The 25,617-nt window shown below is 44.8% G+C and carries 24 protein-coding genes and 1 tRNA gene; 4 read left to right on the top strand and 21 right to left on the bottom strand.

The genetic code is table 11. The features are described 5' to 3' along the window. Position 1: 1 nt before the first annotated feature. The gene (locus tag QM657_RS17720) at positions 2-1,072 is read right to left on the bottom strand and encodes an acyltransferase (RefSeq protein ID WP_415068030.1); all 1,071 of its coding nucleotides are present in this window, start codon (positions 1,070-1,072) and stop codon (positions 2-4) included. Between the two features lie 155 nt (positions 1,073-1,227). On the opposite strand from QM657_RS17720, the gene QM657_RS17715 reads away from it, so the two are divergent. Then, positions 1,228-1,299 (top strand) — tRNA-Glu (locus QM657_RS17715). 45 nt (positions 1,300-1,344) lie between these two features. Here QM657_RS17715 and QM657_RS17710 read toward each other — a convergent pair. The 12 genes from QM657_RS17710 to QM657_RS17655 form a co-directional block, all read right to left on the bottom strand. Further along, positions 1,345-1,899: a DUF3793 family protein gene (locus QM657_RS17710; RefSeq protein WP_415068029.1), complete on the bottom strand. Its 555-nt coding sequence runs from the start codon at positions 1,897-1,899 to the stop codon at positions 1,345-1,347. A 467-nt stretch (positions 1,900-2,366) separates the two neighbouring features. Next, positions 2,367-3,326: an ABC transporter permease gene (locus QM657_RS17705; RefSeq protein WP_415068028.1), complete on the bottom strand. Its 960-nt coding sequence runs from the start codon at positions 3,324-3,326 to the stop codon at positions 2,367-2,369. A 38-nt stretch (positions 3,327-3,364) separates the two neighbouring features. Beyond that, positions 3,365-4,861 carry a sugar ABC transporter ATP-binding protein gene (locus QM657_RS17700; RefSeq protein WP_415068027.1) on the bottom strand — a complete coding sequence of 499 codons (1,497 nt, stop codon included), beginning with the start codon at positions 4,859-4,861 and terminating at the stop codon, positions 3,365-3,367. A gap of 88 nt (positions 4,862-4,949) precedes the next feature. Then, the gene (locus QM657_RS17695; protein ID WP_415068026.1) at positions 4,950-5,942 is read right to left on the bottom strand and encodes a sugar ABC transporter substrate-binding protein; all 993 of its coding nucleotides are present in this window, start codon (positions 5,940-5,942) and stop codon (positions 4,950-4,952) included. Positions 5,943-5,957: 15 nt separating this feature from the next. Continuing rightward, entirely contained in the window at positions 5,958-6,716 is a 759-nt protein-coding gene (locus QM657_RS17690) for an SDR family oxidoreductase (RefSeq protein ID WP_415068025.1), read from the bottom strand. Between the two features lie 284 nt (positions 6,717-7,000). Continuing rightward, positions 7,001-7,705 carry a FadR/GntR family transcriptional regulator gene (locus QM657_RS17685; protein ID WP_415068024.1) on the bottom strand — a complete coding sequence of 235 codons (705 nt, stop codon included), beginning with the start codon at positions 7,703-7,705 and terminating at the stop codon, positions 7,001-7,003. A gap of 201 nt (positions 7,706-7,906) precedes the next feature. Then, on the bottom strand, positions 7,907-8,932 hold the full coding sequence (locus QM657_RS17680; protein WP_415068023.1) for a hypothetical protein: 1,026 nt from the start codon (positions 8,930-8,932) through the stop codon (positions 7,907-7,909). 424 nt (positions 8,933-9,356) lie between these two features. Further along, complete coding sequence (gene uxuA, locus QM657_RS17675; protein ID WP_415068022.1) at positions 9,357-10,430, bottom strand: mannonate dehydratase; 1,074 nt, start codon at positions 10,428-10,430, stop codon at positions 9,357-9,359. Between the two features lie 230 nt (positions 10,431-10,660). Beyond that, positions 10,661-11,800 carry a M20/M25/M40 family metallo-hydrolase gene (locus tag QM657_RS17670; RefSeq protein WP_415068021.1) on the bottom strand — a complete coding sequence of 380 codons (1,140 nt, stop codon included), beginning with the start codon at positions 11,798-11,800 and terminating at the stop codon, positions 10,661-10,663. Positions 11,801-11,824: 24 nt separating this feature from the next. After that, on the bottom strand, positions 11,825-12,757 hold the full coding sequence (gene cysK / locus QM657_RS17665) for a cysteine synthase A (RefSeq protein ID WP_415068020.1): 933 nt from the start codon (positions 12,755-12,757) through the stop codon (positions 11,825-11,827). Between the two features lie 190 nt (positions 12,758-12,947). Then, on the bottom strand, positions 12,948-14,132 hold the full coding sequence (locus tag QM657_RS17660; RefSeq protein ID WP_415068019.1) for a MalY/PatB family protein: 1,185 nt from the start codon (positions 14,130-14,132) through the stop codon (positions 12,948-12,950). Then, a complete protein-coding gene (locus QM657_RS17655; protein WP_415068018.1) occupies positions 14,125-15,279 on the bottom strand; it encodes a trans-sulfuration enzyme family protein in 1,155 nt (384 codons plus the stop codon). Before QM657_RS17655 ends, QM657_RS17660 begins: the two co-directional genes overlap by 8 nt. Positions 15,280-15,510: 231 nt before the next feature. On the opposite strand from QM657_RS17655, the gene QM657_RS17650 reads away from it, so the two are divergent. Next, positions 15,511-15,942, top strand: coding sequence for an RrF2 family transcriptional regulator (locus QM657_RS17650; protein WP_415068017.1), 432 nt, complete (start codon positions 15,511-15,513; stop codon positions 15,940-15,942). Between the two features lie 3 nt (positions 15,943-15,945). Here the strand turns inward: QM657_RS17650 and QM657_RS17645 are convergent, their stop codons facing one another. Both QM657_RS17645 and QM657_RS17640 read right to left on the bottom strand, forming a co-directional pair. Beyond that, complete coding sequence (locus QM657_RS17645; protein ID WP_415068016.1) at positions 15,946-16,854, bottom strand: LysR family transcriptional regulator; 909 nt, start codon at positions 16,852-16,854, stop codon at positions 15,946-15,948. A gap of 81 nt (positions 16,855-16,935) precedes the next feature. Then, positions 16,936-18,243 carry an O-acetylhomoserine aminocarboxypropyltransferase/cysteine synthase family protein gene (locus QM657_RS17640; protein ID WP_415068015.1) on the bottom strand — a complete coding sequence of 436 codons (1,308 nt, stop codon included), beginning with the start codon at positions 18,241-18,243 and terminating at the stop codon, positions 16,936-16,938. A gap of 235 nt (positions 18,244-18,478) precedes the next feature. Here QM657_RS17640 and QM657_RS17635 point away from each other — a divergent pair, with 235 nt between their 5' ends. Next, positions 18,479-19,111: a superoxide dismutase gene (locus QM657_RS17635; RefSeq protein ID WP_415068014.1), complete on the top strand. Its 633-nt coding sequence runs from the start codon at positions 18,479-18,481 to the stop codon at positions 19,109-19,111. Positions 19,112-19,130: 19 nt separating this feature from the next. On the opposite strand, the gene allE is transcribed toward QM657_RS17635, so the two are convergent. Continuing rightward, on the bottom strand, positions 19,131-19,922 hold the full coding sequence (gene allE / locus QM657_RS17630; RefSeq protein ID WP_415068013.1) for a (S)-ureidoglycine aminohydrolase: 792 nt from the start codon (positions 19,920-19,922) through the stop codon (positions 19,131-19,133). A 106-nt stretch (positions 19,923-20,028) separates the two neighbouring features. Between allE and QM657_RS17625 the strand changes: the two genes are divergently transcribed. Then, positions 20,029-20,301, top strand: a complete 273-nt coding sequence (locus QM657_RS17625) for a GNAT family N-acetyltransferase (RefSeq protein ID WP_415068012.1) — start codon at positions 20,029-20,031, stop codon at positions 20,299-20,301. A 296-nt stretch (positions 20,302-20,597) separates the two neighbouring features. Here the strand turns inward: QM657_RS17625 and QM657_RS17620 are convergent, their stop codons facing one another. From QM657_RS17620 to QM657_RS17600, 5 genes are all read right to left on the bottom strand, one after another. Further along, positions 20,598-21,860 carry an O-acetylhomoserine aminocarboxypropyltransferase/cysteine synthase family protein gene (locus QM657_RS17620; RefSeq protein WP_415068011.1) on the bottom strand — a complete coding sequence of 421 codons (1,263 nt, stop codon included), beginning with the start codon at positions 21,858-21,860 and terminating at the stop codon, positions 20,598-20,600. A gap of 160 nt (positions 21,861-22,020) precedes the next feature. Further along, on the bottom strand, positions 22,021-22,266 hold the full coding sequence (locus tag QM657_RS17615; protein ID WP_415068010.1) for a DUF6718 family protein: 246 nt from the start codon (positions 22,264-22,266) through the stop codon (positions 22,021-22,023). After that, the gene (locus QM657_RS17610; protein ID WP_415068009.1) at positions 22,256-22,852 is read right to left on the bottom strand and encodes a hypothetical protein; all 597 of its coding nucleotides are present in this window, start codon (positions 22,850-22,852) and stop codon (positions 22,256-22,258) included. The genes QM657_RS17615 and QM657_RS17610 overlap by 11 nt, the downstream gene beginning before the upstream one ends. A 212-nt stretch (positions 22,853-23,064) precedes the next feature. Further along, the gene (locus tag QM657_RS17605; RefSeq protein WP_415068008.1) at positions 23,065-25,188 is read right to left on the bottom strand and encodes a methyl-accepting chemotaxis protein; all 2,124 of its coding nucleotides are present in this window, start codon (positions 25,186-25,188) and stop codon (positions 23,065-23,067) included. 277 nt (positions 25,189-25,465) lie between these two features. Further along, the coding region (locus tag QM657_RS17600) for a GGGtGRT protein (RefSeq protein WP_415068061.1) at positions 25,466-25,617 on the bottom strand (152 nt) is incomplete at its 5' end.

The following is a 25,617-nucleotide window of genomic DNA, read 5'->3' as shown; positions in this document are numbered from 1 at the left end:
ATCAGTTTCTCCTTTCCCTGTCTTTCTTTCCGAAAAACCATCTTCCCGACACCCTTTTTAATACCTTTATGACCGTGCTGTCAAGAATCCAGGCCGCTGCCAGAGAAATCAAAAATGTGACGGCTGTTTCACAAAAGATTTTAGGCACGTAATAATGGCGGATAACGGTCTTTTCCACCAGCCCCCTGGCGAGCTGCCCCAAAACCAGGTAATGAATCAGGTAAATGGAATAGCTATAGCGGCTGACAAAGCCAGCAAACCGGGTGAGGACAGGGACTTTTACATTTCCAAAGGTTTCAAAAAACACAAAGATGGACAAGGCCATTGCCATCATAGAAGGGGCAATGTCGTGAATTCCCGGCGTAAAATAGGGCGTGGCAATCTTCTGGAACATGGTCACTCCAAAGCCTGCAAGCCCCAGTACGGCAAAGGGCAGACAGGACCTTCCGCCATAAAGCCGCTTCCAGCCATAACCCAGCATAAAATAAATGAGCCAGCCTTTAAATATGACATACTGAAAACTCTCCCCCACCTCCAACCCCAGAGAAGGAAGGTAGGTGCACATCCCCTGGACAAAAATCATCAAAACCAGAAACAGCTTTAAGTCCTTATCGCTCATGGCATTTGCCATGCGGGCTAGAAACGGCGTGCAAAGGTATAAGGATATGATCACGTACATAAACCACATATGGGGAGCCATGGGTATGGTTCCTGTTATAAACGCTTTTATAAACCGGGATAAATGTTCAAAAATTCCGGTTTTCTCCTGGCTTAAATATACATTGTAATACCAGTAATAAATTCCGCTGTAGCATACAAAGGGAATGACTATGGAATGGAACCGTTTTTTATAAAATAAAAGAATATTCTCTGTCCCTGTCTTTAAAAAGAACATGCCGCTGATCATGAAAAAAATGCCCACAAAGGCCAGAAGCACCGGCATGAGAGCAGCAGAAAACAGCCATTGCCTGGAATTTAAGGTTTCTGAAGGAATGGCATGTACCATGATAATTGCAAAAACTGCCAGGGTCCGTAAATAATCGTATTGGATTTCCCGTTTCTTCAAGTCCATTTCACCGTCTCCCTTCTGCTTATGGAGAAGTATATCATAAGACCTCTGTTTTTGACAATTATGGCCGCAGATTATTTTTTATTTTACGAAAAAAGAAGTAGACAAATGTCAATTCCTGTGATATTATAATGAAGTTGTCAGCGATGACAAGGAAAGGCCTATTGGTCAAGCGGTCAAGACGCCGCCCTCTCACGGCGGAAACCCGGGTTCGATTCCCGGATAGGTCATAAAAATAAAAACCTGATTTCTTCATTGAAATCAGGTTTTTTCTTTTATGCTGCCACCGTAAGCTGTATGACGCTTCTTCCGTCATTCCAGAGCCTGGAATAAACTGCCCTGCATTTCTGGTATCTGGCAAAGGTTTTTCTCGCCTCACACTCATTGCAGTATACCTTCCAGCAGCCCAGGCACTTGCAGTTCTTTCCCGCATTCTGGATAAAGCCCACCACATCACCTAAAGGATATCCTAAAAATATGCCGATCTCGTGGGGAAATGCCCCGTCTTCTCCCAGTCTCTCACTGAGCCGGTTCAGTCCGTAGTCCACATCCATATGCTCATATCCGTATTTACTGAGAAAACGCTTTACGGCCGGCCGGTTTAACTCTGCCTGCAGGCGGGATTTGCGGAAAACATAGATAAGCGCCTTATTTTCTTTTTTAAACAGAACCTGAAGAAAAATCCCCTTTTTCCTCAACAGGCTGTTCAGCTCTGCAAGCTGCTTTTCCAGTTCTTCCTCCGACGAAAAGGAATGGTTGAACAGATTTGCCGTTTTCAGTGAAGCCAATGTGGGTGAGCAATATTCAATCAATTTCCTTTCAAGTGACATGTCTTTACCTCCATCATCCTGATTTGCTTTTTATGATTTATATTTTATGGCTGATCATTCATCATTTTCACAAGTTAGATCAAACTAACTAAATATAGAGATACCATACTTTATGTGAATAATCAATCCCTGTTTCTCTTATTGATAATTTACTGTTATTACGATAGTATCCGCAATATCCATGCGGTTACAATTCCAATTTTTGTCACATTTTCTTCATTGATTTCATAATTTCTTTAGAACCTGGTCAAAATTCCTTCATATTTCCCCGGTATAATCATATCATAAACATAGAGAAACCCACTTGGCGGTCAGAGCGCTGCTATACATATGTTTCCACTAAGTCGGCGGAGTTGCCCTGAATGACTTCTCTGCCGGCTCAACCTAATATATTTACCGGAATCTTACATTCCGGATACACAAAAAAACAGGCGGTCCCTTTGATTTGGGGCTGCCTGTTTGAAGTTTTAAGATTTCTTTTTCTTCGCCGTATCAATGTATACAGCCAGTAAGATAACAAGGCCTTTTACAACTAACTGGTAATAATACGGAATCTTCAGCAGGTTCATTCCATTATTTAAGACACCGATCACCAGAGAGCCCAGCATAACGCCGCCAATGGTTCCCACGCCTCCGCTGAAACTGGTTCCGCCTACGACAGTTGCTGCCACAGCATCTCCCTCATAGCCAACCCCTACTGTGGGCTGGCCGGAATACAACCGGGCAGCTAAAATAATTCCGGAGATCGCTGCCAGGATTCCGCAGATCACGTATACGGATAATTGAACGTTTTTAACATTGATTCCGGAATAAATGGCCGCTTCCTTATTTCCGCCTGTGGCATACATATGGCGGCCAAACTTTGTTTTATTTAATATTACGGCGGCAACAGCGGCTACAACAGCCATGATGATTACAGGTACAGGGATATTAAAAAGATAGCCGTTTCCTATGTAATTCAATACGTTGTCCGTGGAGGTGATGGGCTTTCCGCCTGTGATCACATACGCGATTCCCCTGATGCTCAATTGCGTTGCCAGGGTTACGATAAACGGCGGCATTCCGGTTCTGGAAATGACGAATCCGTTGAAAAATCCGGCAATTGCGCCTAACAAAATGCCGCATAAAATGGCGACCCACACATTGACGCCAAGAGAGCTGGACATGGCTACGGCCAGCACGCCGCTCATGGCAACGGTAGAGCCTATGGATAAGTCCACGCCAATGGTGATCAGGGTGTAGGTGATTCCAATGGCGAGTATGGCATTGATGGAGACCTGCCGGAGCACGTTTACCATATTATCTACATTTAAAAATGCCGGGGATTTAATAGCCAGCCCAAGTGACATGACGAAAAATGCGATGATCGTAGCCATATTGTGCTTTACAAAATTAACGACCGGCTTAAGAACAGGTACCTTCTGCATTTTGTTTTCTATATTAATAAAAATAGTTTTAGCGGCCATTATTTTTTTCCTCCCGTTGCATAAAACATAATATTTGTCTGTGTGATATCATCTGTTTTTGAATCCAGGATCTTTACCAGCCTGCCTTCATGCATGACGGCAATACGGCTGCTCATGTTAATGACCTCCGGCAAGTCCGATGATATCATAATCACTGCAACACCCTGTTTTGCTATGTCATTGATGACTCCGTAAATTTCAGCCTTTGCACCCACATCCACTCCCCTTGTGGGCTCATCTAAGATCAGCACCCTGGGTTTGGTTGCCAGCCATTTTGAAATGACCACCTTTTGCTGGTTTCCTCCGCTTAAGTTTTTTACAGTCTGTCCGGTTCCAGGCGTTTTAATGGAAAGCAGCTTGATGTTTTCTTCCACAAAGGCTTCCTCAGCCTTCTGATTCTCATTCACACCGTGAATAAATTTATCCAGGACTGCTATGGACATATTGAATTTCACTGTCTGGGCCAAAATCAGCCCTTCTTTTTTTCTGTCTTCCGGAACCAGGGATATTCCTCTTTCTATAGCCTCCTTGGTATTCCTTGGATTGACCTTCTTTCCTTCCAGAAGTATGGTTCCTGAGTCCAGCTTATCAATTCCGAATATGGCACGGGCGAGCTCTGTCCGCCTTGCTCCCACCAGACCGGAAATGCCGAACACCTCGCCTTTTTTTACAGCAAAGCTCACATCCTTTAAATACTTATTCTTTAAATTTTTGACTTCAAAAATATCCGTGGTGCCGTACTGGATTTCCCCGGCGTATAAATCCGTCAGCTCCCTGCCCACCATCATTTTAATGATGTCGTCAGGAGTTGTTTCTCCGATTGCCTTTGTTCCGATATACTTGCTGTCCCGGAACACAGTTACCATATCGGAAATGTGGAACACTTCATTCATCCTGTGTGAAACATAGATAATGGCAACGCCTTTCTTTTTCAGTTTCTCAATGCAGGCAAACAAACTGTCAACTTCCCTGTCCGTCAGAGAGGCCGTAGGCTCGTCCATGACAATGATCTTGGGGTCTTTTGAAACAGCCCGCACGATTTCAACCATCTGCATCTGGGCAATGCTGAGGGTCCCCACCAACCTTTCAGGGTCCAGGCTTTCCAGGTTCATTTCCTTTAAGATTTCTCTTGCCTGTTTTACGGTCTGCCTGCCGCTGTATAAGCCGGATTTTCCCTGAGGTTCTCTTCCCAGATAAATATTTTCTGCTATGGTCATGTTGTTTACCAGGCTGATCTCCTGATGGATGATGCTGATTCCCAAGCGCTCCGCCTGGATCACCGAATCAACGGTCACCTTTTTTCCATCAATATAGATATCGCCTTTTTCCGCGTGGTAGATGCCGCCCAAAACCTTAATGAGCGTGGACTTTCCGGCTCCGTTTTCTCCCATCAGAGCATGGACTTCCCCTTTTCTCACTTTCAGTTCTGCCCCATCCAGCGCAACAACTCCAGGAAAGCTTTTGCAGATATTCTGCATTTCCAGTACATATTCCATTTGTGCATTCCCTTCCTATAAAAGCTGCGTTGCAGTTTGGCCGTGCTACAGAAGAAACGTCGGCATACACGGCCAAACTGCAGCCAGATTACTGGTTTACATTTTCAATATTGATGAATTTGACCGGAATTAAGTTTAACTTTTCTACGATTTCTCCGTTCATCAGCTTATAGGCTGTTTCCACTGCCTGCTTGCCTATTTCACTTGGAAACTGTGCGGCTGTTCCTTCCAGTTTCTTATCAACGACCATCTTTCTTCCCTGCTCGGAACCGTCCACACCGTATACCAGAATGTCTCCGATTTTATTTGCGCTTTCAATGGCAGCAATGCAGCCAATGGCAGCAGGGTCGTTGAATGCAAATACTCCGGCAATGTCAGGATTGGCCTGAAGCATGTTCTCCATAACCGGAAGAGAGGCTTCAATCTGTCCCAATCCATCCTGTCTGTTTACAACCTTGATTTCAGGGTAATCGGCTATGTAATCTTCAAATCCGGAAACGCGGTCCAGTCCGGCCTTTGAGATGGAGCTTTCATAGATGACTATTTCCCCTTTTCCGTCTAACTTTTTCACCAGGTCTTCTGCGCAGAGCTTTCCTGCATTGTAATTATCGGAGCACACGACAGCAGAAGCGATCTTTGCATCTTCTTCCGGTATATTCTGATCTATGATGATGGCATGTACTCCCGCGCGCTGGCAGGCCTCAAGCATTCCTCTGGTTCCCTGCCAGTCAACAGGAGCAATTAAAATGACATTACAGCCCTGCTGTATTAAATCTTCCACATCGTTGATCTGCTTGGCCTGATTCTGCTGGGCATCGGTAAAAATGACCTCATCCCCTTCTTTTACCGCCTTGCTGATGGCATCTGCCACTTCTATATTAAATGGATTTGTATTGGTCTTTGTGGATACTCCAATCACTACTTTTCCATCAGAAGAATCTTTGTTTTCTCCTGCACCGTCTGCTGCTTTTTCTGCAGATGTCTGGGCAGATTCACTTTTCTGCGCCTGAGAACAGCCTGTCATCATTCCCAAAGCCAACGCCATACACATTCCTGCTAAAACTAATTTACCTTTTTTCATCACTTCATTCTCCTTTTATTTAATAAGATAACCGCCGTCAACCGGCAGGATTGCACCGCTGATGTAATCACTGGCAGGCGATGCCAAAAAGATGGTTGCCCCCTTCATATCGGCGGGTTTTCCCCATCTTCCCATGGGGATTCTGTTGGAAATCTGTTCGTTTCGAACTGTATCTTCCATGATTTTTGTGTTCATTTCCGTTGCCATATAACCCGGTGCAATTGCATTGACACAGACACCTCTGCCCGCCCAGTCATTGGTCAGTTCTTTCGTCAACTGAGCCACTCCGCCCTTGGCTGCCGCATAGGCAGGGATAGTCTGTCCTCCGAAAAAGCTTATCATGGAAGCGATGTTAATGATCTTGCCATATCCCTTTTTCAGCATGATCCTTCCGGCCAGCTGACACTGGATAAAGACTGCATCCAGATTCACTCTCATAACCGCATCCCAGTCTTCTATGGGAAAATCCTCTGCTGAATGGCGTCTTTGAATTCCGGCGGCAGTGACCAGAATATCGATGGTTCCCAGAAGTTTTAAAGCTTCTTCAAAAGAGGAATAAACGTCTTCCCGTTTGGAAAAATCGCCCTGAACTCCGTGGCACTGATATCCCTTATTCCTGTACTCTTCTGCCACCTTCATGACTTCCCCGCTGTGAGCGATCAGAACTACCTCGCATCCGCTTTCCAGCAAAGCTTCCGCCATGCCTCTTCCCAAGCCCTGGCTGCCTCCTGTCACGACTGCCTTTTTGCCTGAAATGTCAAATAAATGATTCATCCTTGCCTCCTTTTAAAGCTTTTGTAAACCTCCGCCCATCAATCCTGCATCGGTTCATAGGGCGGTTTCTTCTTTGCATGGGTATTTCCTTATTTTTACTTAATATTAGTAAGACGTCTTATGTGTCATATTATCATATACCTATTGATAAGTCAATATTTCTTTAATTTTTAGTAAAAAGCCACAAAAAAAGACATCAGATTTTGTTATATACGTCTGATGTCTTTCTCTTTTTCACTTTTTATGTCTGATGTCTTTTAAATCATCTTACGTCTTGGCTGTGATCAAGCCTCTTCCCCATTTTCCAGCTTCTTTAATATCAGGCTTCTGGGACCGTTTAAATGGGTGATCATATGACACCTCGCCCCAACCGAATCTCCTGCTACAATGGATTCTGCAATTTTCCGGTGATAGATATAAGTCTCATGGGCAAGGCTGTTTCCTGTAGCCATAACAAAATAAGACACTCCTTTTGTTACAACTTCCATCACATTGCTCGCAATATTATTCTTGCTGCAGACTGCGATCTGATTGTGAAAGGCCACATCTGCATCAAGATGGGATTCCCCCTTTGAAATCAATTGTTCGACAGCCTCACAGAGCTCCAGTAACTTCTGGCAGTCCTCATAGGTCGCATTGGCCGCTGCCAGAGAAGCTATTTCCGGTTCCAGCATCAGACGTACTTCAAAAAAGTTAAGCGCAGTCTTAAAATCATTTTTAAATTTGGTGAGCCCCATAGGGTCTTCCTGAATGCTTATTGGTTCTGAAACAAAGGTGCCGCTGCCTCTCACGATTTCAACATACTGCTCAAATACCAGAATTTTAACAGCCTCCCGAATGGTGCTTCTTCCCACGCCGCAAATTTCGGCTAATTGAAACTCATTGGGTAATTTATCGCCAATCTTTAATCCATTTTCTTCAATATATTGCCTGATTCTCTCCGCTGTTTTTTCTGAAAGAGGCCTTGACTGAGATGTATTTTTCTGCATTTGCTCAACTCCATTTCTATATGGTTCATCATACCATACGCTCTTCAGTAAATATTATCAAATTTGTACTCAAACGTCAATTTATAACGGTTTATAAGAAAAAACAGGCAGCCCGTTCATTTCCGGGGCTGCCTGTCTGAAGTTTTAAGATTTCTTTTTCTTTACCGTATCAATGTATACAGCCAGCAGTATGACAAGGCCTTATACCTTATTCCAATACTGATTTAAATATCTCTCTGCATTTTCCTTTGTCATTGAAAATTTTTGTACCAGCCGAATCAAGGTATCCTCTCTGGAAACATCAAGTTCCATACACGTTTCAATCAAAGCCTTTACCCCTGATTCTATCCCCTTCTCCAGTCCTGTTTTTATCCCTTTTTCTATTCCCCTCTCCTCAATAGCCTCACTCAAATTACACATAATATTAACACTCCTTTCCCAATCCAGTGTCATGGAAATCCCAAATTCCTGGGATAAGATTTCCTTTTTCCTGTCAACAGGCATCCGGTCTGAAAATAACGTTCCCAAAAGCCTGTGCAGCTTTAATTCCCGACCTTCTTCCGTCAGTTTTTCCGGCAATCCCACCATAATGACACTGAGTAAATCATATCTGCCTAAATCACCGGAGTTCCCTACAATATTCCTTTTCTCCATGCAAAACTCCGTAATGGTGTTTCTGGCCTTCTGTGGTGAATTCATGCATATCCAGATGGAATACACCTTCTTAATATCATTATAATGGGGTATGACAAATTCCGTATCCAACTGGGCAGAAATCATACGGGAAGTATAAAAAACCCCTCTCGTAACGAGATCATAACCCGGATAAAAGTTCTTCTGGGCTTCCAGGTCCACAATAATTTTGACCTTTTCCTCTTTTCCCGGAACCCGCACAAAGAAACGGACATCATAGGTGATCCTGCCTTCGTAAGGAATCCCGCTTTCTGTACTGCATCCGTCAATAGCCGATGCAATCTCTCTCAACGCCCCGCTTTTCTCTTCCTCCGGGCTGTTCGTTTCTCCCGGATTAACAGGAATCATTGATACTTCCGGGTCCCCTTCAATAAGGGGTATAACGTCTTCCGGTTCCAAACCTGCAAATTCAGAAACTGCATTTACGAGAATATAAGCTAAAACAATTTTTTGCGACAACAGATTTTTGGCATGTCTGTCATATTGGGCATTTAAGCCGGATATGCGCATGGCCCTTTCAAGACTTACCTCCACAGGCAAAACCTCCTTTTGTACTTCTGTTATTATATTTATCATAAACAACAGGAAGTCCTTTTGAGATGTCCTGCTGCAATATGCTTTCCGCAGAGCATCACCAATGGAGATTATGGAGTCTGTATTTCAAAATTCAACAACAGTCTGTTATATGGAAATTATAGCATTCCATACACTCTGTTGCAAGAAGGGAATACAGGGATGATTGCTTTGAGAAAGGGGTAACACGTTATGGGATTTTAAAAATGATTTTATAGAAAATAATTAAAATACTCAGAAAAATGATCTAAAGATATGTTTTATAATAGCATATAAGCTGGAATTTGAAAAGGAAAAACGCCAGGAACCAAACAACCCAAATAAATAAAAACAGGATGCCGCCCGATAACCACTATTGCTATCAGACAGCACCCCTGTATTTCTATTACTTATTCATTTTCTCCAAGGACTCCCAGATTCCATTCAAATACATGATTCCCAGTGCCCTGTCATAAAGTCCATAACCCGGTCTGGCTTCTTCTCCCCAGATCATGCGGCCATGGTCCGGACGGACATATCCATCAAATTTTGTGTCATGAAGCGCTTTCATGATTTCAAACATGTCTAAATCTCCGTCAGAAGAAAGGTGGGAAGCTTCCCTGAACTTCTTCTCTCCCAGGAACTTCACATTGCGCACATGAGCGCAGGCAATGCGGTCCAGCTCTCCAAAGTGGCGGATGATCTCCGGAATGTTATTGGCCGGATTGGAGCCAAGAGAGCCTGTACATAAGCAAAGCGCGTTGGCACGGCTGTCCACCAGATTGATGATCTTGTCAAAATCCTCCTGAGAATGAGCAATTCTTGGCAGTCCGAAGATAGGCCATGCCGGATCATCGGGATGAACTGCCATGCGGATTCCCAGTTCCTCACAAACCGGAATCACTTTCTCAAGGAAATATTTATAATTCTCTCTCAACTGATCAGCGGAAATATTCTTATAAATTTCCAGAACGCCTTCCAGTTCCCTCAAACGCTCCGGCTCCCAGCCAGGAAGAGAAAATCCCTTGGAATTTTTTGTGGTATTTTCAACCAGCTTTAAGGGAGTCATGCCCTGAAGCTCTGCATCATCATAATATAACACATTGGAACCGTCTTCAATATCATGAGCCAGATCTGTTCTCAGCCAGTCAAATACAGGCATAAAGTTATAAACGATCACTTTAACGCCGCACTGAGCCAGGTTGCGGATGGTAGTGATATAATTTTCAATATACTTGTCACGGGAAGGAAGACCCATCTTAATGTCTTCATGCACGTTAACACTTTCAATCACTTCCACTTCCAGCCCTGCATCATGAACCTGTTTTACATATTCCTGGATTACCTCCAGAGGCCATACCTCTCCTGCTGCATACTGGGTCAGCACGCCCATCAGACCTGAACAGCCAGGAATCTGGCGGATCTGCTTTAAGGAAACACTGTCATCGTTTTCTCCAAACCATCTAAATGTCATCTTCATATCGGTGAAACCTCCTTAAATTATATTGTATATGATTGCCGTTTCCGGCTGGCATTTCATCGTTAAAACCATCAACGCTGTCATTTACATACTAGCATATCAGTATGCCATTGTCAATATATACCCTTCCTTTCCATACCTGTTATTCGAAAAAACGTGCCGTAAAATCCAATGCCAAAATACAAGCGGCATAAAGGATTTTACAGCACGTTTTTCTTTTATTCTCTATTTCATTCCCAGGTCAAAAGTCCAAGGGCCAGGCGGGCGCTCCGCTCAAGCTCCTCTGCAGTGGTGTATTCATCAGGCGTATGAACTTCATTCATTCCGCAGGAAACCACGATTCCCCTTATTCCGTTTCGGACAAAGTGATTGTTATCGCTTCCTCCCAGGGTATACTGGGTCGTTCCCTTCAGTCCTAAAGAAGCGCACACCTCTTTAAAACGTCTGACCACTTCCTCTTCATCACCTATTTCATAAGCCTCGATCTGCTTTTCAAAGAGAATTTCGCAGCTTCCCTTAAAGTCCAAAGCCATTTCTTCAAAGGCCTTTCTGACCTTGTTCCACTGCTCCATTGCCTTACTGTCTTTTAAACTGCGGATTTCTCCCAATACCACACACTCGTCGGAAACAATGTTGGTCTGTTTCCCGCCGCTGATTTTTCCGATATTTACAGTGGTTTCTTCATCCACCCAGCCCTGCTTTAATTGTGCGATAGCCCTGGCTGCGATTTCAATGGCATTGATTCCAAGCTGGGGGCAAAAACCTGCATGGGCATTTTTCCCCTTCACTTTGATCTCAAAGGAAAGCAGAGTGGGCGCGGCTGTAGCGGCCAGGCCGATTTCTCCGCTTAAATCAAACACGTATGCCTGTTTTGATTTAATTTTAGAGTAATCGGCAAGCTGGCTGCCCTTTCCGTAATTTTCTTCTGCAACAGGAAACAGTACCTCAATATCCGGATGAGGAAGATTGTTTTCCCGGATCACTCTCACTGCTTCCAGGATAGCGGCAATTCCCGAAAGGTCATCAGACCCCAGTATGGTATCTCCTTCCGAGGTAATCCTTCCGTTTTCATCTTCAACTGCCCGCTTCCCAATGCCCGGCTTTACCGTATCCATATGGGCTGACAGCAATATGGGCTCAGAATCCCTGTTTCCTTTTAAGAATCCGTATAAGTTTCCCGTGGGAACGGCGTCACCGTAGGAAGGTATCTTCTCTTTCAGTTGAAGCCCTGCATCATCTTCCCGTACCAAAAATCCAAGCTGCTCCAGCTCTTTCGTCAGATAATCGGCGATTTCCCGTTCCTGGTAGGTTTCGGAATCAAACTCCACCATCTTTTTAAATTGGCTTACAAGCCTGTTTCTCTGTATCATACAATCACCTGTCAGGACGGACATTTAGCCAAATAAGGGGGTTGACAAATATCTGTCACCGGAATCCGGCAGCAGGACCACAATGGTTTTTCCCTTGTTTTCCGGTCTTTCTGCCAACTGCTTTGCAGCCCTTAAGGCGGCTCCGGAAGAAATTCCAACCAAAATTCCCTCTGTTACTGCAAATGTCTTTCCTTCTTTAAAAGCATCATCATTTTCAACGGTGATGATTTCATCGTAAATTCCGGTATTCAACACGGCCGGTACAAAACCTGCACCGATTCCCTGAATCTTATGAGGTCCTGGCTTTCCTCCGGAAAGTATAGGACTGCTTGCCGGCTCCACTGCTACGATTTTAACTCCCGGATTCTTCTCTTTTAAGTATTCTCCAACACCTGTGATGGTTCCGCCTGTTCCAACGCCTGCCACAAAAATATCCACATTTCCGTCGGTCTGGTCCCAAATCTCCGGGCCGGTGGTTTCTTTGTGCACCTTGGGGTTGGCAGGGTTATCAAACTGTCCTAAGATAACGGCACCGGGTATGGTCTCTTTCAGCTCTTCCGCTCTTTCAATGGCACCTCTCATGCCCTTTGCTCCCTCGGTCAGCTCCAGTTCTGCGCCGTAAGCCTTTAATAAATTTCTGCGCTCCACACTCATGGTATCCGGAAGAGTCAAAACGGTGCGGTAGCCCTTGGCAGCGGCTACGGCAGCCAGGCCGATTCCCGTATTTCCGGAAGTTGGCTCAATGATGGTCGCTCCGGGCTTTAAAATCCCCTTTTCTTCTGCATCTGCAATCATGGCAAGAGAGATTCTGTCCTTTACAGAGCCAGCCGGATTTAAGTATTCCAGTTTCGCTAAAAGGGTAACTCCTTCAATTCCTTCCACTTCACTGTAGCGGTTTAACTTCAGTAACGGTGTTCCTCCAATCAGTTCTATTGCGCTTTCTTTGATCTTTCCCATATTCCTTACCTCCGCTTATATATTTTTTTATTTTACAGGAAATGATATGGCAAGAAGCGGCTGCCCGAATGGCACCCGCTCTTTCCTGTTTGACCATTCTCTCATTTCCTATATGTTTAATAGGTTTATATGATATATTTATATTAATACATCATACGAAATGTGTCAATACTTTATTTATGAAAATCTTTTACAAAGCATTTACAGCCTGTTCCAGCTTCTGTAAAGCCAGTTCCAGAGTGGACCGTGTGCAGGCGATGTTGATTCGTTCAAAGCCTTCTCCCGCAGGCCCGAACATGGCACCGCTGTCCAGCCAGAGCCCTGCCTTGTTGACAATCAAGTCCTCTCTCTCCTCTTCCGTCAGACCCAGCTCCTTAAAATCCAGCCAGACCAGATAAGTGCCTTCCGGTTCAATCAGCTTGATTTTGCCGATCTTTTCTTTTAAGTATTCCCTTACATAAGAGAGATTTGCCTTTAAATATTCCATAAGCTGATCATGCCACTCCCCGCCGTACCGGTATGCAGCCTCACAGGCTGTAAGGCCTAAGACATTTAACTGGCTGTAGCCGGAAGCGGACATCTGCTTGCGGAATCTGGCTCTCAGTTTGGGATTGGAAATAAAAATATTGGAAACCTGAAGTCCGGCCAGGTTAAAGGTCTTACTGGGAGCCGTACACGTAACGGTCCTGTCCCGCAGTTCCCTGCTTATATCCGCAAATACCTGGTGTTTTCCCTGAAGCACAAAGTCCTGATGTATCTCATCGCTGACAATGATGATGTCTTTTCGTATGCAGATTTCTCCCAGGCGCTCCAGCTCCTCCCTGCTCCAGACCCTTCCCACCGGATTGTGGGGATTGCATAACAGAAACAGCTTCACATGATTCTCCTCTGCCTTCTTTTCAAAATCCTCAAAATCCATGTGATACTTTCCGTCTTCACCCAGAACCAGGGAGCTGTCCACAATGACCCTGTCGTTGTCCTTAATGACCTCGCCAAAAGGATAATATACCGGCTGCTGAATGAGGACGGCATCTCCGGGCTCTGTAAAAGCCTTTACCGCCATTGCCAGGGCATAGACCACTCCCGGAGTCTTGACCAGCCAGTTCCGTTCCACGGCCCAGCCGTGCTTTCTTTCCATCCAGCCCTGAATCGCTTCAAAGTACTCGTCTCCCGACTCACTGTAGCCGAATATGCCGTGGTCCACCCGCTGACGAATGGCCTCCAAAACCTTTTCCGACACCTTAAAGTCCATATCAGCCACCCACAGGGGGAGGATATTCTCCGGCTTTCCTCTTTGGACAGCAAAGTCATATTTGATACAGCTCGTATTCTTCCGGTCAATGATTTCATCAAAATTGTGATTTTTCTTACACATAAAACACACGCTCCAATTCCTTTATAAGATCTTCTATATCTTCAATTCCTACGGAAAGCCGCAGAATCCGGTCCGTCACTCCGTTTGCCGCCAGAACTTCCTTTGGCACATCGGCGTGGGTCTGGGTGATGGGGTAAGTGATCAGTGTCTCCACTCCTCCCAGACTCTCCGCAAAATGAATCAGCCTGACATCCTTTAAAATCCTGTGGGCCAGTTCCTTTGTTTCCACTTCAAATGTCACCATGCAGCCAAAGCCCCTGGCCTGCTTTTTACAGATTTCATATCCTCTGCTTGACGGGATTCCCGGATAAAACACCTTTGTGACCTTCTTTTCCTGACAAAGCCACTCCACCAGCCTTCCCGCATTTTTCTCCGCCCGTTCCATACGGATTCCAAGGGTTTTGATTCCCCTTAAAATGAGCCAGCTGTCAAAAGGAGCCAGTCCGGAGCCCACTGTCTTAATGAGAAATCTCAGCCTCTCTGCGATTTCCGGAGAAGAAGTCACCAGAAATCCTGCAATGGTGTCATTGTGGCCTCCCAGATATTTGGTCCCGCTGTGAACCACCACATCTGCCCCCAGCTTTAAAGGATTCTGGAAATAAGGGGATAAAAAGGTGTTGTCCACAATGAGAAGTAAGTTGTATTTCTTTGCAGTCTCCGCCAGCTTTTCAATGTCTATGACATTCATCATAGGGTTGGTCGGGGTTTCGATAAAGATTGCCTTTGTATTTTCGCTGATCAGCTTTTCAAACTCCTCATGTCCCTGGCGGGAACAGTCCACTGAGCTGAAGGTGAGCCCGTTCTTTTTGCTGATATTGTCAAAGAGACGGATGCTTCCTCCGTATAAATCACAGTCTGTAATGATGTGGTCTCCAGGGGAAAACAGCTCCATCAGCGCTGTAATGGCTGCCATGCCGCTGGAAAATGCCAGGGCATCCACGCCGTACTCTAAGGAAGCCACTACCTTTTCAAGCTGCTCCCTGGTAGGGTTTTGCAGACGGCTGTAATCATAGCCTGTGCTCTCTCCGACTCCTTTATGGGCAAAGGTGGCCGACTGATAGATGGGGAAGCTGACCGCCCCCGAACGGTCAACCTGATTCTCCTCTCCATTGCCGTATAAACACCTTGTAGAAATTCCGTATTCCATATTCATTCACCGCTTTCTCAATTTTATCGTTACAGTTTGGCCATGCAGAACTATAACATTTATTCCTCATAAGGATATCACCCTTAAGCCGTGTAGAGCTATTACTAAAAAACAATAGCCTGTTATAGCTTATTCCTATCAAAAAGAAATCCATTCACCAGTTGAATACCTACTCTGCCTGTGGTAAAATAGGTATTAACCCATAATTATGTCAGTTAAGGTGGTGCACTTATGAAAATATCAACCCGCGGCCGCTACTCTCTCCGGATGATGATCGATTTAGCCCAGCATTACAACCAGGAATTCATCGCGCTGAAGGACATTTCCGAGAGACAGGGCATTTCAAAAAAATATTTAGAGCAGATTGTTCCGTTTTTAAACCGCAGCGGTCTGCTCATTACCTACCGGGGCCATATGGGCGGCTACATGCTGTCCAAACAGCCTTCCCAGATCACCATTGCAGAGATTCTCCTGAGTTCAGAGGGAAGCTTAAACCCCGTTGCCTGCCTGGACAATGAGCCAAATGACTGCCACCGCAAGGCGGAATGCTTAACCATTCCCATCTGGGAGGGGCTTTCCGAAGTCATACTCAATTATTTAAGCGGCATTACTCTCCAGGACATTTTAGATAACGCACAGAGCACTCCTGAATACTACATTTAGGTTTCAGAGAACCCGTTCCTGGTATTTTTTCAATTCTTCTATATATTTTTCACCCAGAATACTCAAGGGCATTTTCTTCTTTTTAATGTAGCCGATCCTCATTTTATCCTCGGTGTCAAGAGGAATTGCCCTGTATTTGTCTCCGTTTAAATCCTCGCAGATGATTCCGGAACAGAGGGTGTAGCCGTTTAATCCCACCATGAGATTGAGCATGGTGGCTCTGTCGTTTGCCTTTATGATCTGCTTGTATTCATAGGTGCTGAACACCTCTTCGGCTAAGTAAAAGGAGCTGTTTGTTCCCTGGTCAAAGGAGAGACAGGGGTAGTTCTTCAAGTCTTCAAATTCGATCCGTTCTTTCCCCGCAAGGGGATTTCCTTCCCATAAATACACGTAAATTCCGCACTGGAACAATTCGATGAATTCCAGTTCATTGTCGGAAAGAATTTTCCGGATGGCTTTCTGGTTGAAATCATCCAGGTACAGGATGCCAAGCTCACTCTTCTGGTTTTTCACATTTTCCACTACTTCATACGTCTTTGTCTCATGGACTGCAAACTCAAAGGTCTCCATTCCAAACTCCTTTGCCATCTCGATAAATGCCTGGACCGCAAAGGTGTAATGCTGGGTGGATACGCTGAATTTCTTCTTGAACTTTTCCTTTTTTACAAAACGCTCCTCCAGCAGCCGGTACTGTTCCAGCATCTGTCTCGCATATCCTAAAAACTCTTCTCCCTCCGGAGTGATCACGATCCCTCTGTTGGAACGCAGAAATATCTGGAGGCCGATTTCTTCCTCCAGGTCCCGGATGGTGCTGGATAAGCTGGGCTGGGTGATAAAGAGCCGGGAGGCTGCTTTGTTCATGGATTTTTCATTTGCAATGCATACGGCATAGCGAAGCTGCTGTAATGTCATGGCTTCCTCCTTCCATGGGAAAACGGCTGCCACAGCCATGGCAGCCATTTTTTGATCCCGCAGTCAAATGAGTCGCTTTACTTACTGGACGGCCTTAAATGCTTCGTCTAAATCTTCTATAATATCCGCAATGTTTTCCGTTCCTATGGAAAGGCGGATGGTGTTCGGCTTAATTCCTGAGCCTGCCAGCTCTTCCTCTGTCATCTGGGAATGGGTGGTGGAAGCCGGATGAATGACCAGGGACTTCACATCTGCAACGTTAGCCAGAAGGGAAAACAGCTCAAGCTGGTCGATAAAGTCTTTTGCCTTTCTGGCATCTCCCTTGATTTCAAAGGTGAAAATAGAACCGCCTCCTGACGGGAAGTATTTCTTATACAATTCCTGCTGTTCAGCATCCTGGGAAACAGAAGGATGGTGCACGGTTTCAACCTGGGGATGATTTTTCAAATACTCCACCACCTTTAATGCATTTTCCACGTGGCGCTCCACACGCAGGGACAGAGTTTCCAGGCCCTGAAGGAAGGTAAATGCATGAATCGGGGATAAAGTGGCTCCTGTATCACGAAGGAGAAGGGCGCGGATTTTTGTCACAAATGCTGCCGGGCCTGCTGCCTTTGTAAAGGTGACTCCATGATAGCTGTGATTTGGCTCTGTAAGACCTGGGAATTTACCGGAAGCCTCCCAGTCAAATTTGCCGCTTTCCACGATCACTCCGCCGATGGTGGTTCCATGGCCTCCGATGAATTTGGTGGCAGAATGTACCACGATGTCCGCTCCGTACTCAATAGGTCTTATGAGATAAGGAGTTCCAAAGGTATTATCTATAATTACCGGAATTTTATGCCCATGGGCGATTCCAGCGATCTTTTCAATGTCAACTACATCGGAATTGGGGTTTCCAAGGGTTTCAATGAAAACCAGCTTCGTGTTTTCCTGAATGGCATTTTCCAGCTCTTCATAGTTAAAAGGGTCTACAAAGGTGGTGGTCACGCCGTACTCCGGAAGGGTGTGCTCCAGTAAATTATAGGTTCCTCCGTAAATATTCTTAGCGGCTACCACGTGATCTCCGTTTTTTGTGAGGTTCTGGATGGAATATGTAACTGCCGCTGCGCCGGAAGCAACTGCAAGAGCTGCTGAACCACCTTCTAAGGCTGCCATTCTCTGCTCAAAAACGCCCTGGGTGGGGTTGGTCAGTCTTCCGTAAATATTGCCTGCATCTGTCAGGTTAAATCTGGCTGCTGCGTGGTCGCAGTTATGGAACACATAGGAAGCGCTCTGGTAAATGGGAACTGCCCTCGCATCTGTAACCGGGTCCGGACTCTCCTGTCCTACGTGAAGCTGCAATGTTTCAAATTTAAAATTTCTTTCTGTTCTTACTTTCTTAGCCATTTTATCTCCTCCTGTTTTTCCGGGTCTTTTTTGTTTTACATCTGTCTGATTTGTATTATATCCCATTTTAAAAAGTAGTGTTAATATCTATAAACAGGAACTGGATATAGGCATAACCTATAGCCATGCTGCATGGCACTTTCCTGCTGCCGTGTTTTTTGGTCCCGGCTTATCCATCATATATTTTCCCCCGCTGAATATACATATACAAATAATAGAAACGGGAACGCAATCTATGAATGAACATTATCCATTTGTGAATCCCCCTCTTCCATACGCCTACGACGCACTGGAGCCTTATATTGATACCCAGACCATGTACATTCACCATGACAGGCAATTACAAAGATATGTGGCAAACCTAAATGCCATCTTAAACAATTATCCGGAGCTTCAAAACCTGTCTTTGGAAGAGCTGCTGAGAGATCCTTCACTGCTTCCTGATCCAGTCCGGCAGGGAATTATCAATTACGGCGGAGGCGTTTATAATCACCTGATTTATTTTTACGGCATGACCCCTTCTGAAACCCGGACCGAGGCACAGGCCCTGTATCCGGCTATTATACGGGACTTTGGGTCGGTGGAACGGTTTTTTGACGAATTCAAGGCTTATGCCCTGGCTGTCTTTGGCTCCGGGTATGCCTGGCTGGTGGTGGAACCGGGCGGCAGGCTGAGAATTGTCATGACACCCAATCAGAACACTCCCATTACCGACGGCCTTTGTGTTGTGGCAGGAATTGATGTCTGGGAACACGCCTATTTCTTAAAGCGGTTTACTGACCGGGCCGCCTATATAGAAGACTGGTTCCACGTAGTGAGCTGGCAGGTCGCAAATGACCGTTATATAAACTGTATCAACGGGGGATGAAGCACTGCATTCCCCGTTTTTATAAATCCATATCCCGGTTGCAGTCCTTGGAATAAATGTATGCAAACTCCTCATCCCGTCCTACGCCGTAAGCCGCCTGGGGACAGTAAGCTCCCATAAAGAGATAATCTCCCTTTTTGACTGGTATCCACTCATTGTCCAGCACATACATCCCTTCTCCGGAATAGATGTAAGCCCCATGTTCCTGGACATGGGTTTCGATATAGCCGTGGCCGGCTCCCGGTTTAAAGGACAGGATGTGGAAATTCATATCAAATCCCAAGTCTTTGGCAGAAGGCAGGAAATCCTTTACCATCACATCCTCCATGCCCTCATAGGCGATTCCCGGAACGCTGTTGATGTTTCCAATGACCGTATGAGCTTCATGCCCCGGAATTCTCCGGTATTTTCTTTTATAGAGAAATCCTCTTGCAGGCTTATCACCGATATTTTCGAAAAAGAGCTTTGTGCCTTCCGGGCAGAAAATATATCCTCCGTCTTTAAGCACCTCCTCTTTCTCCTGATTCCATACCTTTACATTTCCTTCAAATAAGTAAAAGAAGACTTCCTCTCCCGGCTGCCCAAAGCCTTCATGATGATACCCTTCCGGCTCAATTCCAACCAGATAGTCCACAAAGGAAGCTCCCAGTTTTGGGGAAGAGAGTATGGTCACCTGGCATTTTTCAAAACCAGGAATCGTGTTCTTCACCAGACCGTCAGGCTCAATGACCGCATAATTTCCTCTTTTTATGATGGAACGGGTATTCAGCAAGTCCTTTCTGTAACCCGTAACTCCGTTTAAATAGCTCATATCCTGACTCTCCTTTTATCTGTTTTATCCAGTCTTTGATCCCTCCTTGATACTCCATAAAATAAATGATATAATCCATTTATTACAAAGACAGGAGGAAATCATAATGAACTTCACTTATAATCCAAACCAAATCGCGCTCTATGATTCCAATGATAATCTGCTGGCCGAGGTCACCTTCCCCGATGTAGACCAGAATACGGTCAATATCAATCACACCTTTGTAGATGATTCCCTCAGAGGACAGGGTATTGCAGGGCAGCTTTTAGAGGCCGCCGCCAAACAGCTTCGTTCCCAGGGAAAAAAGGCTGTTCCTACCTGCTCCTATGCGGTTGCGTGGTTTGAAAAGCATCCGGAATATGGGGATTTGGTGAAATAATTTCTGAGAGCTGTTTATTCTCATCTGGTTCATGGTATAACTTAGCAGAAATCGCTTTTCAGATTTATGTTAAAAGGCAGTGCTTTTTACTGCGGTCCTTCCGACTATGGGAATGTGTTTTTATATTCCTATAGTATACTTTATATTCTATCAACTGGCAATATTTTGATTTTGAATGGCCTGTTTGATCACAGGATTTGTTCCATTTTAAAAGAGGAGCTGTTTCAAAGCAGCTCCTCTTACTTATGCTGATCTTTATCAATAATTCTATGCATTCAATATGCCTCTTAACTATTTTAAATGCTTGAAAGGCCATGCTCCAAATCAGCAATAATATCGTCAATATTCTCCAACCCTACAGATAACCGCACCATTCCGCTGGATATACCGGCAGCGCGCAGCTGTTCGTCCGTAAGCTGCCTGTGTGTTTCACTCGCCGGATGAAGAACACAGGTCCGTATATCGGCTACGTGAACTTCATTAGAGGCCAGTTGTAAGGAATCCATAAACTTTATGGCATTTTCCTTTCCGCCTTTGATAATAAATGAAATAACCCCGCTGCATCCTTTTAAATACTTTTTCGCAAGCCCATGATCTTCGTTATTTTCCAGACCTGGATAATTCACGGATTCAACTTTATCAGAGCGCTCCAGATAGTGTGCAACTTCCATTGCATTCTGGCAATACCGTTCCATTCTCACTGCCAAAGTTTCCAGACCCAGATTGAGCAAAAATGCCGAATGGGCAGCAGGGTATACGCCAAAATCACGCATCAGCTGCATTCTGGCCTTTATAATATATGCTTTTTCTCCGTATGTCTCGGTGTAGGAAATACCGTGGTAAGTCTCATCCGGTTCCGTCAAATCCGGGAATTTCCCGTTTGCCCAGTTAAACTTGCCGCTGTCCACAATCACACCGCCAATCTGAACGGCATGTCCATCCATGTATTTCGAAGTGGAATGAATGACAATATCAGCTCCAAATTCAAAGGGCTTACAAAGAATCGGCGTTGCAAAAGTATTATCCACAATAAGCGGAACGTGATGCTCATGTGCAATGCGGGCAAACCTCTCGATATCGAGAACCGTCAAAGCAGGATTTGCAATGGTTTCTCCAAACACTGCCTTTGTATTTTCGCGAAATGCCTTTCCAATTTCTTCGTCGGAATCGTTTTTATTGATAAAAACACATTCAATTCCCAGCTTTTTGAGAGTTGATGAGAACAGATTAATGGTACCGCCATAAACTTCTGAGGTGCTGATAATGGAATCCCCTGCACTGCATATATTCAGTATTGCCAGCAGTGTTGCGGCCTGTCCTGAAGTGGTGCACATGGCGCCCGCACCGCCTTCCAATGCAGCGATTTTATCCTCTACCGCCATGACTGTAGGATTACCAAAGCGTGAATAGATCAGAGATTTCATCGGCTGATCAAATACCGCCGCAACCTCTTCTGTGGAATCATAAACATAAGTCGTACTTTGCACAATGGGTACAACCCGCGGCTCCGAATTTCCGGGATGGTATCCGGCATGCAGGCATTTTGTTTCATCTCTCATAATAGCCTCCTGTGAATGTATGTTGTTCTGTAATTGAACTTTATCTTATTATATTAAAAGAAAGATTAATATTCAACCTAAAATGTTGATCCGCAGAAGTTATAAAAACGGAGCTGCTGCTTTGGCAGATGATTGATCTGCTTTTGCAACAGCTCCGTACTTATGCAACACGGTTCATTTGGCTGACTTTATCAATAAATTCCTTCATATCCTCTATGTAAGAATAGGGGGCATATTCAGAATATATATCCGGATCATCCAGCACAACAATCTGCACCCCATCAGCCCTCAATGCCTCCAGTGTTCCGGGAAGGCACCTTGCCTCATTCACTGTCTTGCATTGATAGGCCAGACAGCCCTGTTTATCAAAAATTTTAGCTACAATATATATCTTTTTATCTCCCATACAATTCACCTTCCCAATATTTCAAACGTTCCAAAAATTCCTGCTTGCTGCAAATTTCTTTTTTTGCATACTCTTCATAAAGTATTCGTCCTATTTCACCACTTTTATACTTGTAAACGTATTGATGACTCCATATATTAAATAAATAATCTTCTCCGCACCACAACTGCACCTCAATCGGATAGGCTAAATTATCCCTTTGATAATACAGATGGATCGCGCGATAACCATCATCTATCTTCTTTCCCTTTCGTAAATCAACAACTCTAAAATAATCCGGGTATTCTTCCGGGTATTGATCAAATCGAAGTCTGAACCCAAGAACGTCGTTAAAACATTGCTTGAATCCACCGCCAGTTTTGATCGTTTTTTCATATTTACGCATAATAGAATCATCGCTTTTAAATCTGGAGCCAATCAAGTTTTCCTGTATTAATATATCAATATAACTTGCTCTATATCTGGCAACGTCTTCTAATATCGCATCGAAAGGCGTCGCCTGTAACGAAATTTGCTTTAAACTTCTTCCCAATGCTGATTTGTAGGACAATATATCCAAAGTTTCTTTTGGAATAAATAAATCCATGCTTTCACCACCTTTTGCAGATAGTATAACACAATACTTTCATAATATCACCTGGTAAATGGCTGTCTCCGCAGTCAAAAACCTCTTTCAATAAAAATATCCAGAGGCTGAAGGAGAAATTCTCCCGCATCAGTCTCTGGATATTTTTGTATAGGCCTATATACATGTCAAGCCTGGATTAGACACTTTATAAAAGCGCATTGCCACAAACCTTAATACTTCCCTGCATCCCAGGAACTCTCCTCATAATCAAATGAAGAATCAAACGCAACAGCACAGGTTACCTCTTCCGCCTTATCTTCCCATACAGGCAAAGCTTCCTCTTCCTTCAGCTTAAACTTATTCACTTCCTGCTGCAATGCCAGTGCCTGAGCAGCCAGTTCTTCGCTGGAAGCAGAGCTCTCCTCAGCGGTAGCCGCATTGGTCTGTACAACGGCGGATACCTGGAACAGGCCCTGGTTGATCTGCTCGATGGCCTGAGCCTGGTCTGTGGAAGCCACCTCGATCTTTTGGATAGTCTGATCTGCCAGTCTGGCCTCTTCTGCTATCGTTCCAAGAATCTGAGTCGTTTCTCTGGCAATGGTCTCTCCCCTTAACACCATCTCGGAAGAATGCTGGATCAGTTCAGCCGTTTCCTTTGCCGCCTCAGAAGACTTAGCCGCAAGATTGCGCACCTCATCGGCAACAACGGCAAAGCCCTTTCCGGCCTCTCCGGCCCGTGCTGCTTCAATAGCAGCATTTAAAGCCAGAATATTGGTCTGGAAGGCGATGTCTTCAATGACCTTTGTGATAGAAGTGATTCTTTTAGAAGACGCAGCTATGTCTCCCATAGCTGAATTCAAGTCATTCATCCGCTCATTACTTTTTTCGATTCCTTTATCAACCTGAGAAACGTAGCCTGTAGCCTTGCGAACGTTATCCGCATTTTCTCCCGCCTGGCGGGCCACTTCGGTGATGGAGGCATTGAGCTGCTCCACTGTGGAGGCCTGCTCTGATGCACCGGAAGCGAGGGACTGGGAAGCGCTGGAAATCTGATCAGAGCCGGAAGCCACCTGATTGGACGCATCCTTGATCACGCTGAACACAGAGTTTAAATTCTGCACAATCTGGTTTAAGGAATCTTTAACGGCAACGAAATCACCGGAATACTCCTGGCTCGTTTCTACCTTACAATTTCCTTCCTCCAGGTTAGACAGGATATAGGAAATTTCCTCAATGATGGTCTTTAAAAAGTTCACTGTTGTAGTAAAGGATTTAGACAGCGTTCCTATCTCATCGGCAGTGTTGATCTGAGGTACCTCTGTATGCAGATCTCCTTCTGCAAGCGCTTCAATTCTGCCCACCAAAGACACAATCGGATCCACAATAGGCTTGGAAATCCTCACGGAAACAACAATGGAGAGAACAATAAAGCAAAGAGTCATTACGGCTGTGATGGCAATAGAAATATAAAATCCGCCCAACATTTCAGTCGATCTCGCTGTAACCCCGATGGCCCAGCCATTGGTATTGGGAATAGGTGTATAGCTGACAACATGCTTCACACCGTTGATAAGGACATTGTCCGTGCCGGTTTCGCCGGATATCATTTTCTGGCTCATGGCAGCCAGTTCGGAATAAGAGGAATCCTCCTTGGCCTTTTCAATGTAGTTTGTCTGAGACACTACAACGGTATGGCTTTCATGGGCAATAATCTTTCCAGCCTTATCCGTAATAAATCCATAGCCGGATTTTCCAACCGATACTGTGTCAATCATTTTAGTAAATACTTCAGCATCCAAAACAGCATAAACGATCTGCGTCTCTCCGCCCCTGGTAATAGGAGCAGAAATCATCAAAACTACTCTGCCGATAGTGGGACTGATCATCGTAGAAGATATGTAGGTATTTCCTCCCATGGCTTCCTGGAAAAAGTCACTCTGGCTCACATCCAAACCAACGGAGGAGCGTCCTGTCGCATCAGCAATATCCAACTCGATGAAACCGTACTTTTTACAGTATTCGGCAAAAGCCTCGTTGCGCTTCTTCTCGGAAACATTCCTATTGGTTACCACAGGGTCCTGGGAAATGGTATATATCCGGCTTCTGTATATTTCAAGGGCATTTTCAATAGAAGAACAGTAGGCGGCTGCATTCTCATTCAACCGGGTATTCATGTTGCTCAAAGCCTCGCGGTATGAAATGACAGCACTGGCAATTCCGCAAAGAACGGTTATGGCTACTGACAAACCGATCACACTGGCTAAAAGCCTTTTCTTAATGGATGTTGAACCGGTAAGTCTTTTCTTCAACCTTTTTCCTTTCTTCTTGGGCACTGTTTTTTTCTCGTCGCTCATTCTCTCTTCCTCCACTTTTGTCCTCATAATATTCGTCACACAGATGTGTTTTCTGCCCGTCTGATGACAAATCCGATTATTTTGTCACTTTTTGGCGCAGAATTCTTTAATGATATCATTTCTGGAAAAAAATGTCAATAAATTTGAAATTTGTAACAAAAATTCGAAACGAATTTGCAGCAGCCCTCTGCATATCAGAACAAAAAGGAGCGCTGCTCCACAGATGATTCTCCACCTGTTTTGCAACGCTCCCATAAATTTATTTTATAAAGTCTCTTTAAAACTTGCCTGCTGCAGCACACTCTTCGATGCCTACAGCAACCGCAACAGTAGCTCCAACCATAGGATTATTTCCCATACCGATCAGACCCATCATTTCCACGTGAGCCGGAACAGAAGAAGAGCCTGCAAACTGGGCATCAGAGTGCA

It is taken from the genome of Lacrimispora sp., from assembly GCF_047605665.1.
GTDB lineage: Bacteria > Bacillota > Clostridia > Lachnospirales > Lachnospiraceae > Lacrimispora.
The sequence above is the reverse complement of the archived record's forward strand: the minus strand, read 5'-3'. Positions and strand labels throughout refer to the sequence as shown.

Bases quoted from the DNA above. Each gene is read 5' to 3' on its own strand.
- QM657_RS17635 (WP_415068014.1), top strand. From the start codon at position 18,479: ATGAATGAACATTATCCATTTGTGAATCCCCCTCTTCCATACGCCTAC.
- QM657_RS17640 (WP_415068015.1), bottom strand. From the start codon at position 18,243: ATGGCTAAGAAAGTAAGAACAGAAAGAAATTTTAAATTTGAAACATTG.
- QM657_RS17685 (WP_415068024.1), bottom strand. From the start codon at position 7,705: ATGCAGAAAAATACATCTCAGTCAAGGCCTCTTTCAGAAAAAACAGCG.
- uxuA (WP_415068022.1), bottom strand. From the start codon at position 10,430: ATGAAGATGACATTTAGATGGTTTGGAGAAAACGATGACAGTGTTTCC.
- QM657_RS17625 (WP_415068012.1), top strand. From the start codon at position 20,029: ATGAACTTCACTTATAATCCAAACCAAATCGCGCTCTATGATTCCAAT.
- QM657_RS17610 (WP_415068009.1), bottom strand. From the start codon at position 22,852: ATGGATTTATTTATTCCAAAAGAAACTTTGGATATATTGTCCTACAAA.
- QM657_RS17615 (WP_415068010.1), bottom strand. From the start codon at position 22,266: ATGGGAGATAAAAAGATATATATTGTAGCTAAAATTTTTGATAAACAG.
- QM657_RS17710 (WP_415068029.1), bottom strand. From the start codon at position 1,899: ATGTCACTTGAAAGGAAATTGATTGAATATTGCTCACCCACATTGGCT.
- QM657_RS17700 (WP_415068027.1), bottom strand. From the start codon at position 4,861: ATGGAATATGTACTGGAAATGCAGAATATCTGCAAAAGCTTTCCTGGA.
- QM657_RS17695 (WP_415068026.1), bottom strand. From the start codon at position 5,942: ATGAAAAAAGGTAAATTAGTTTTAGCAGGAATGTGTATGGCGTTGGCT.
- QM657_RS17705 (WP_415068028.1), bottom strand. From the start codon at position 3,326: ATGCAGAAGGTACCTGTTCTTAAGCCGGTCGTTAATTTTGTAAAGCAC.
- allE (WP_415068013.1), bottom strand. From the start codon at position 19,922: ATGAGCTATTTAAACGGAGTTACGGGTTACAGAAAGGACTTGCTGAAT.
- cysK (WP_415068020.1), bottom strand. From the start codon at position 12,757: ATGGGAAAGATCAAAGAAAGCGCAATAGAACTGATTGGAGGAACACCG.
- QM657_RS17660 (WP_415068019.1), bottom strand. From the start codon at position 14,132: ATGTGTAAGAAAAATCACAATTTTGATGAAATCATTGACCGGAAGAAT.
- QM657_RS17690 (WP_415068025.1), bottom strand. From the start codon at position 6,716: ATGAATCATTTATTTGACATTTCAGGCAAAAAGGCAGTCGTGACAGGA.
- QM657_RS17605 (WP_415068008.1), bottom strand. From the start codon at position 25,188: ATGAGCGACGAGAAAAAAACAGTGCCCAAGAAGAAAGGAAAAAGGTTG.
- QM657_RS17645 (WP_415068016.1), bottom strand. From the start codon at position 16,854: ATGACATTACAGCAGCTTCGCTATGCCGTATGCATTGCAAATGAAAAA.
- QM657_RS17655 (WP_415068018.1), bottom strand. From the start codon at position 15,279: ATGGAATACGGAATTTCTACAAGGTGTTTATACGGCAATGGAGAGGAG.
- QM657_RS17670 (WP_415068021.1), bottom strand. From the start codon at position 11,800: ATGATACAGAGAAACAGGCTTGTAAGCCAATTTAAAAAGATGGTGGAG.
- QM657_RS17650 (WP_415068017.1), top strand. From the start codon at position 15,511: ATGAAAATATCAACCCGCGGCCGCTACTCTCTCCGGATGATGATCGAT.
- QM657_RS17620 (WP_415068011.1), bottom strand. From the start codon at position 21,860: ATGAGAGATGAAACAAAATGCCTGCATGCCGGATACCATCCCGGAAAT.
- QM657_RS17720 (WP_415068030.1), bottom strand. From the start codon at position 1,072: ATGGACTTGAAGAAACGGGAAATCCAATACGATTATTTACGGACCCTG.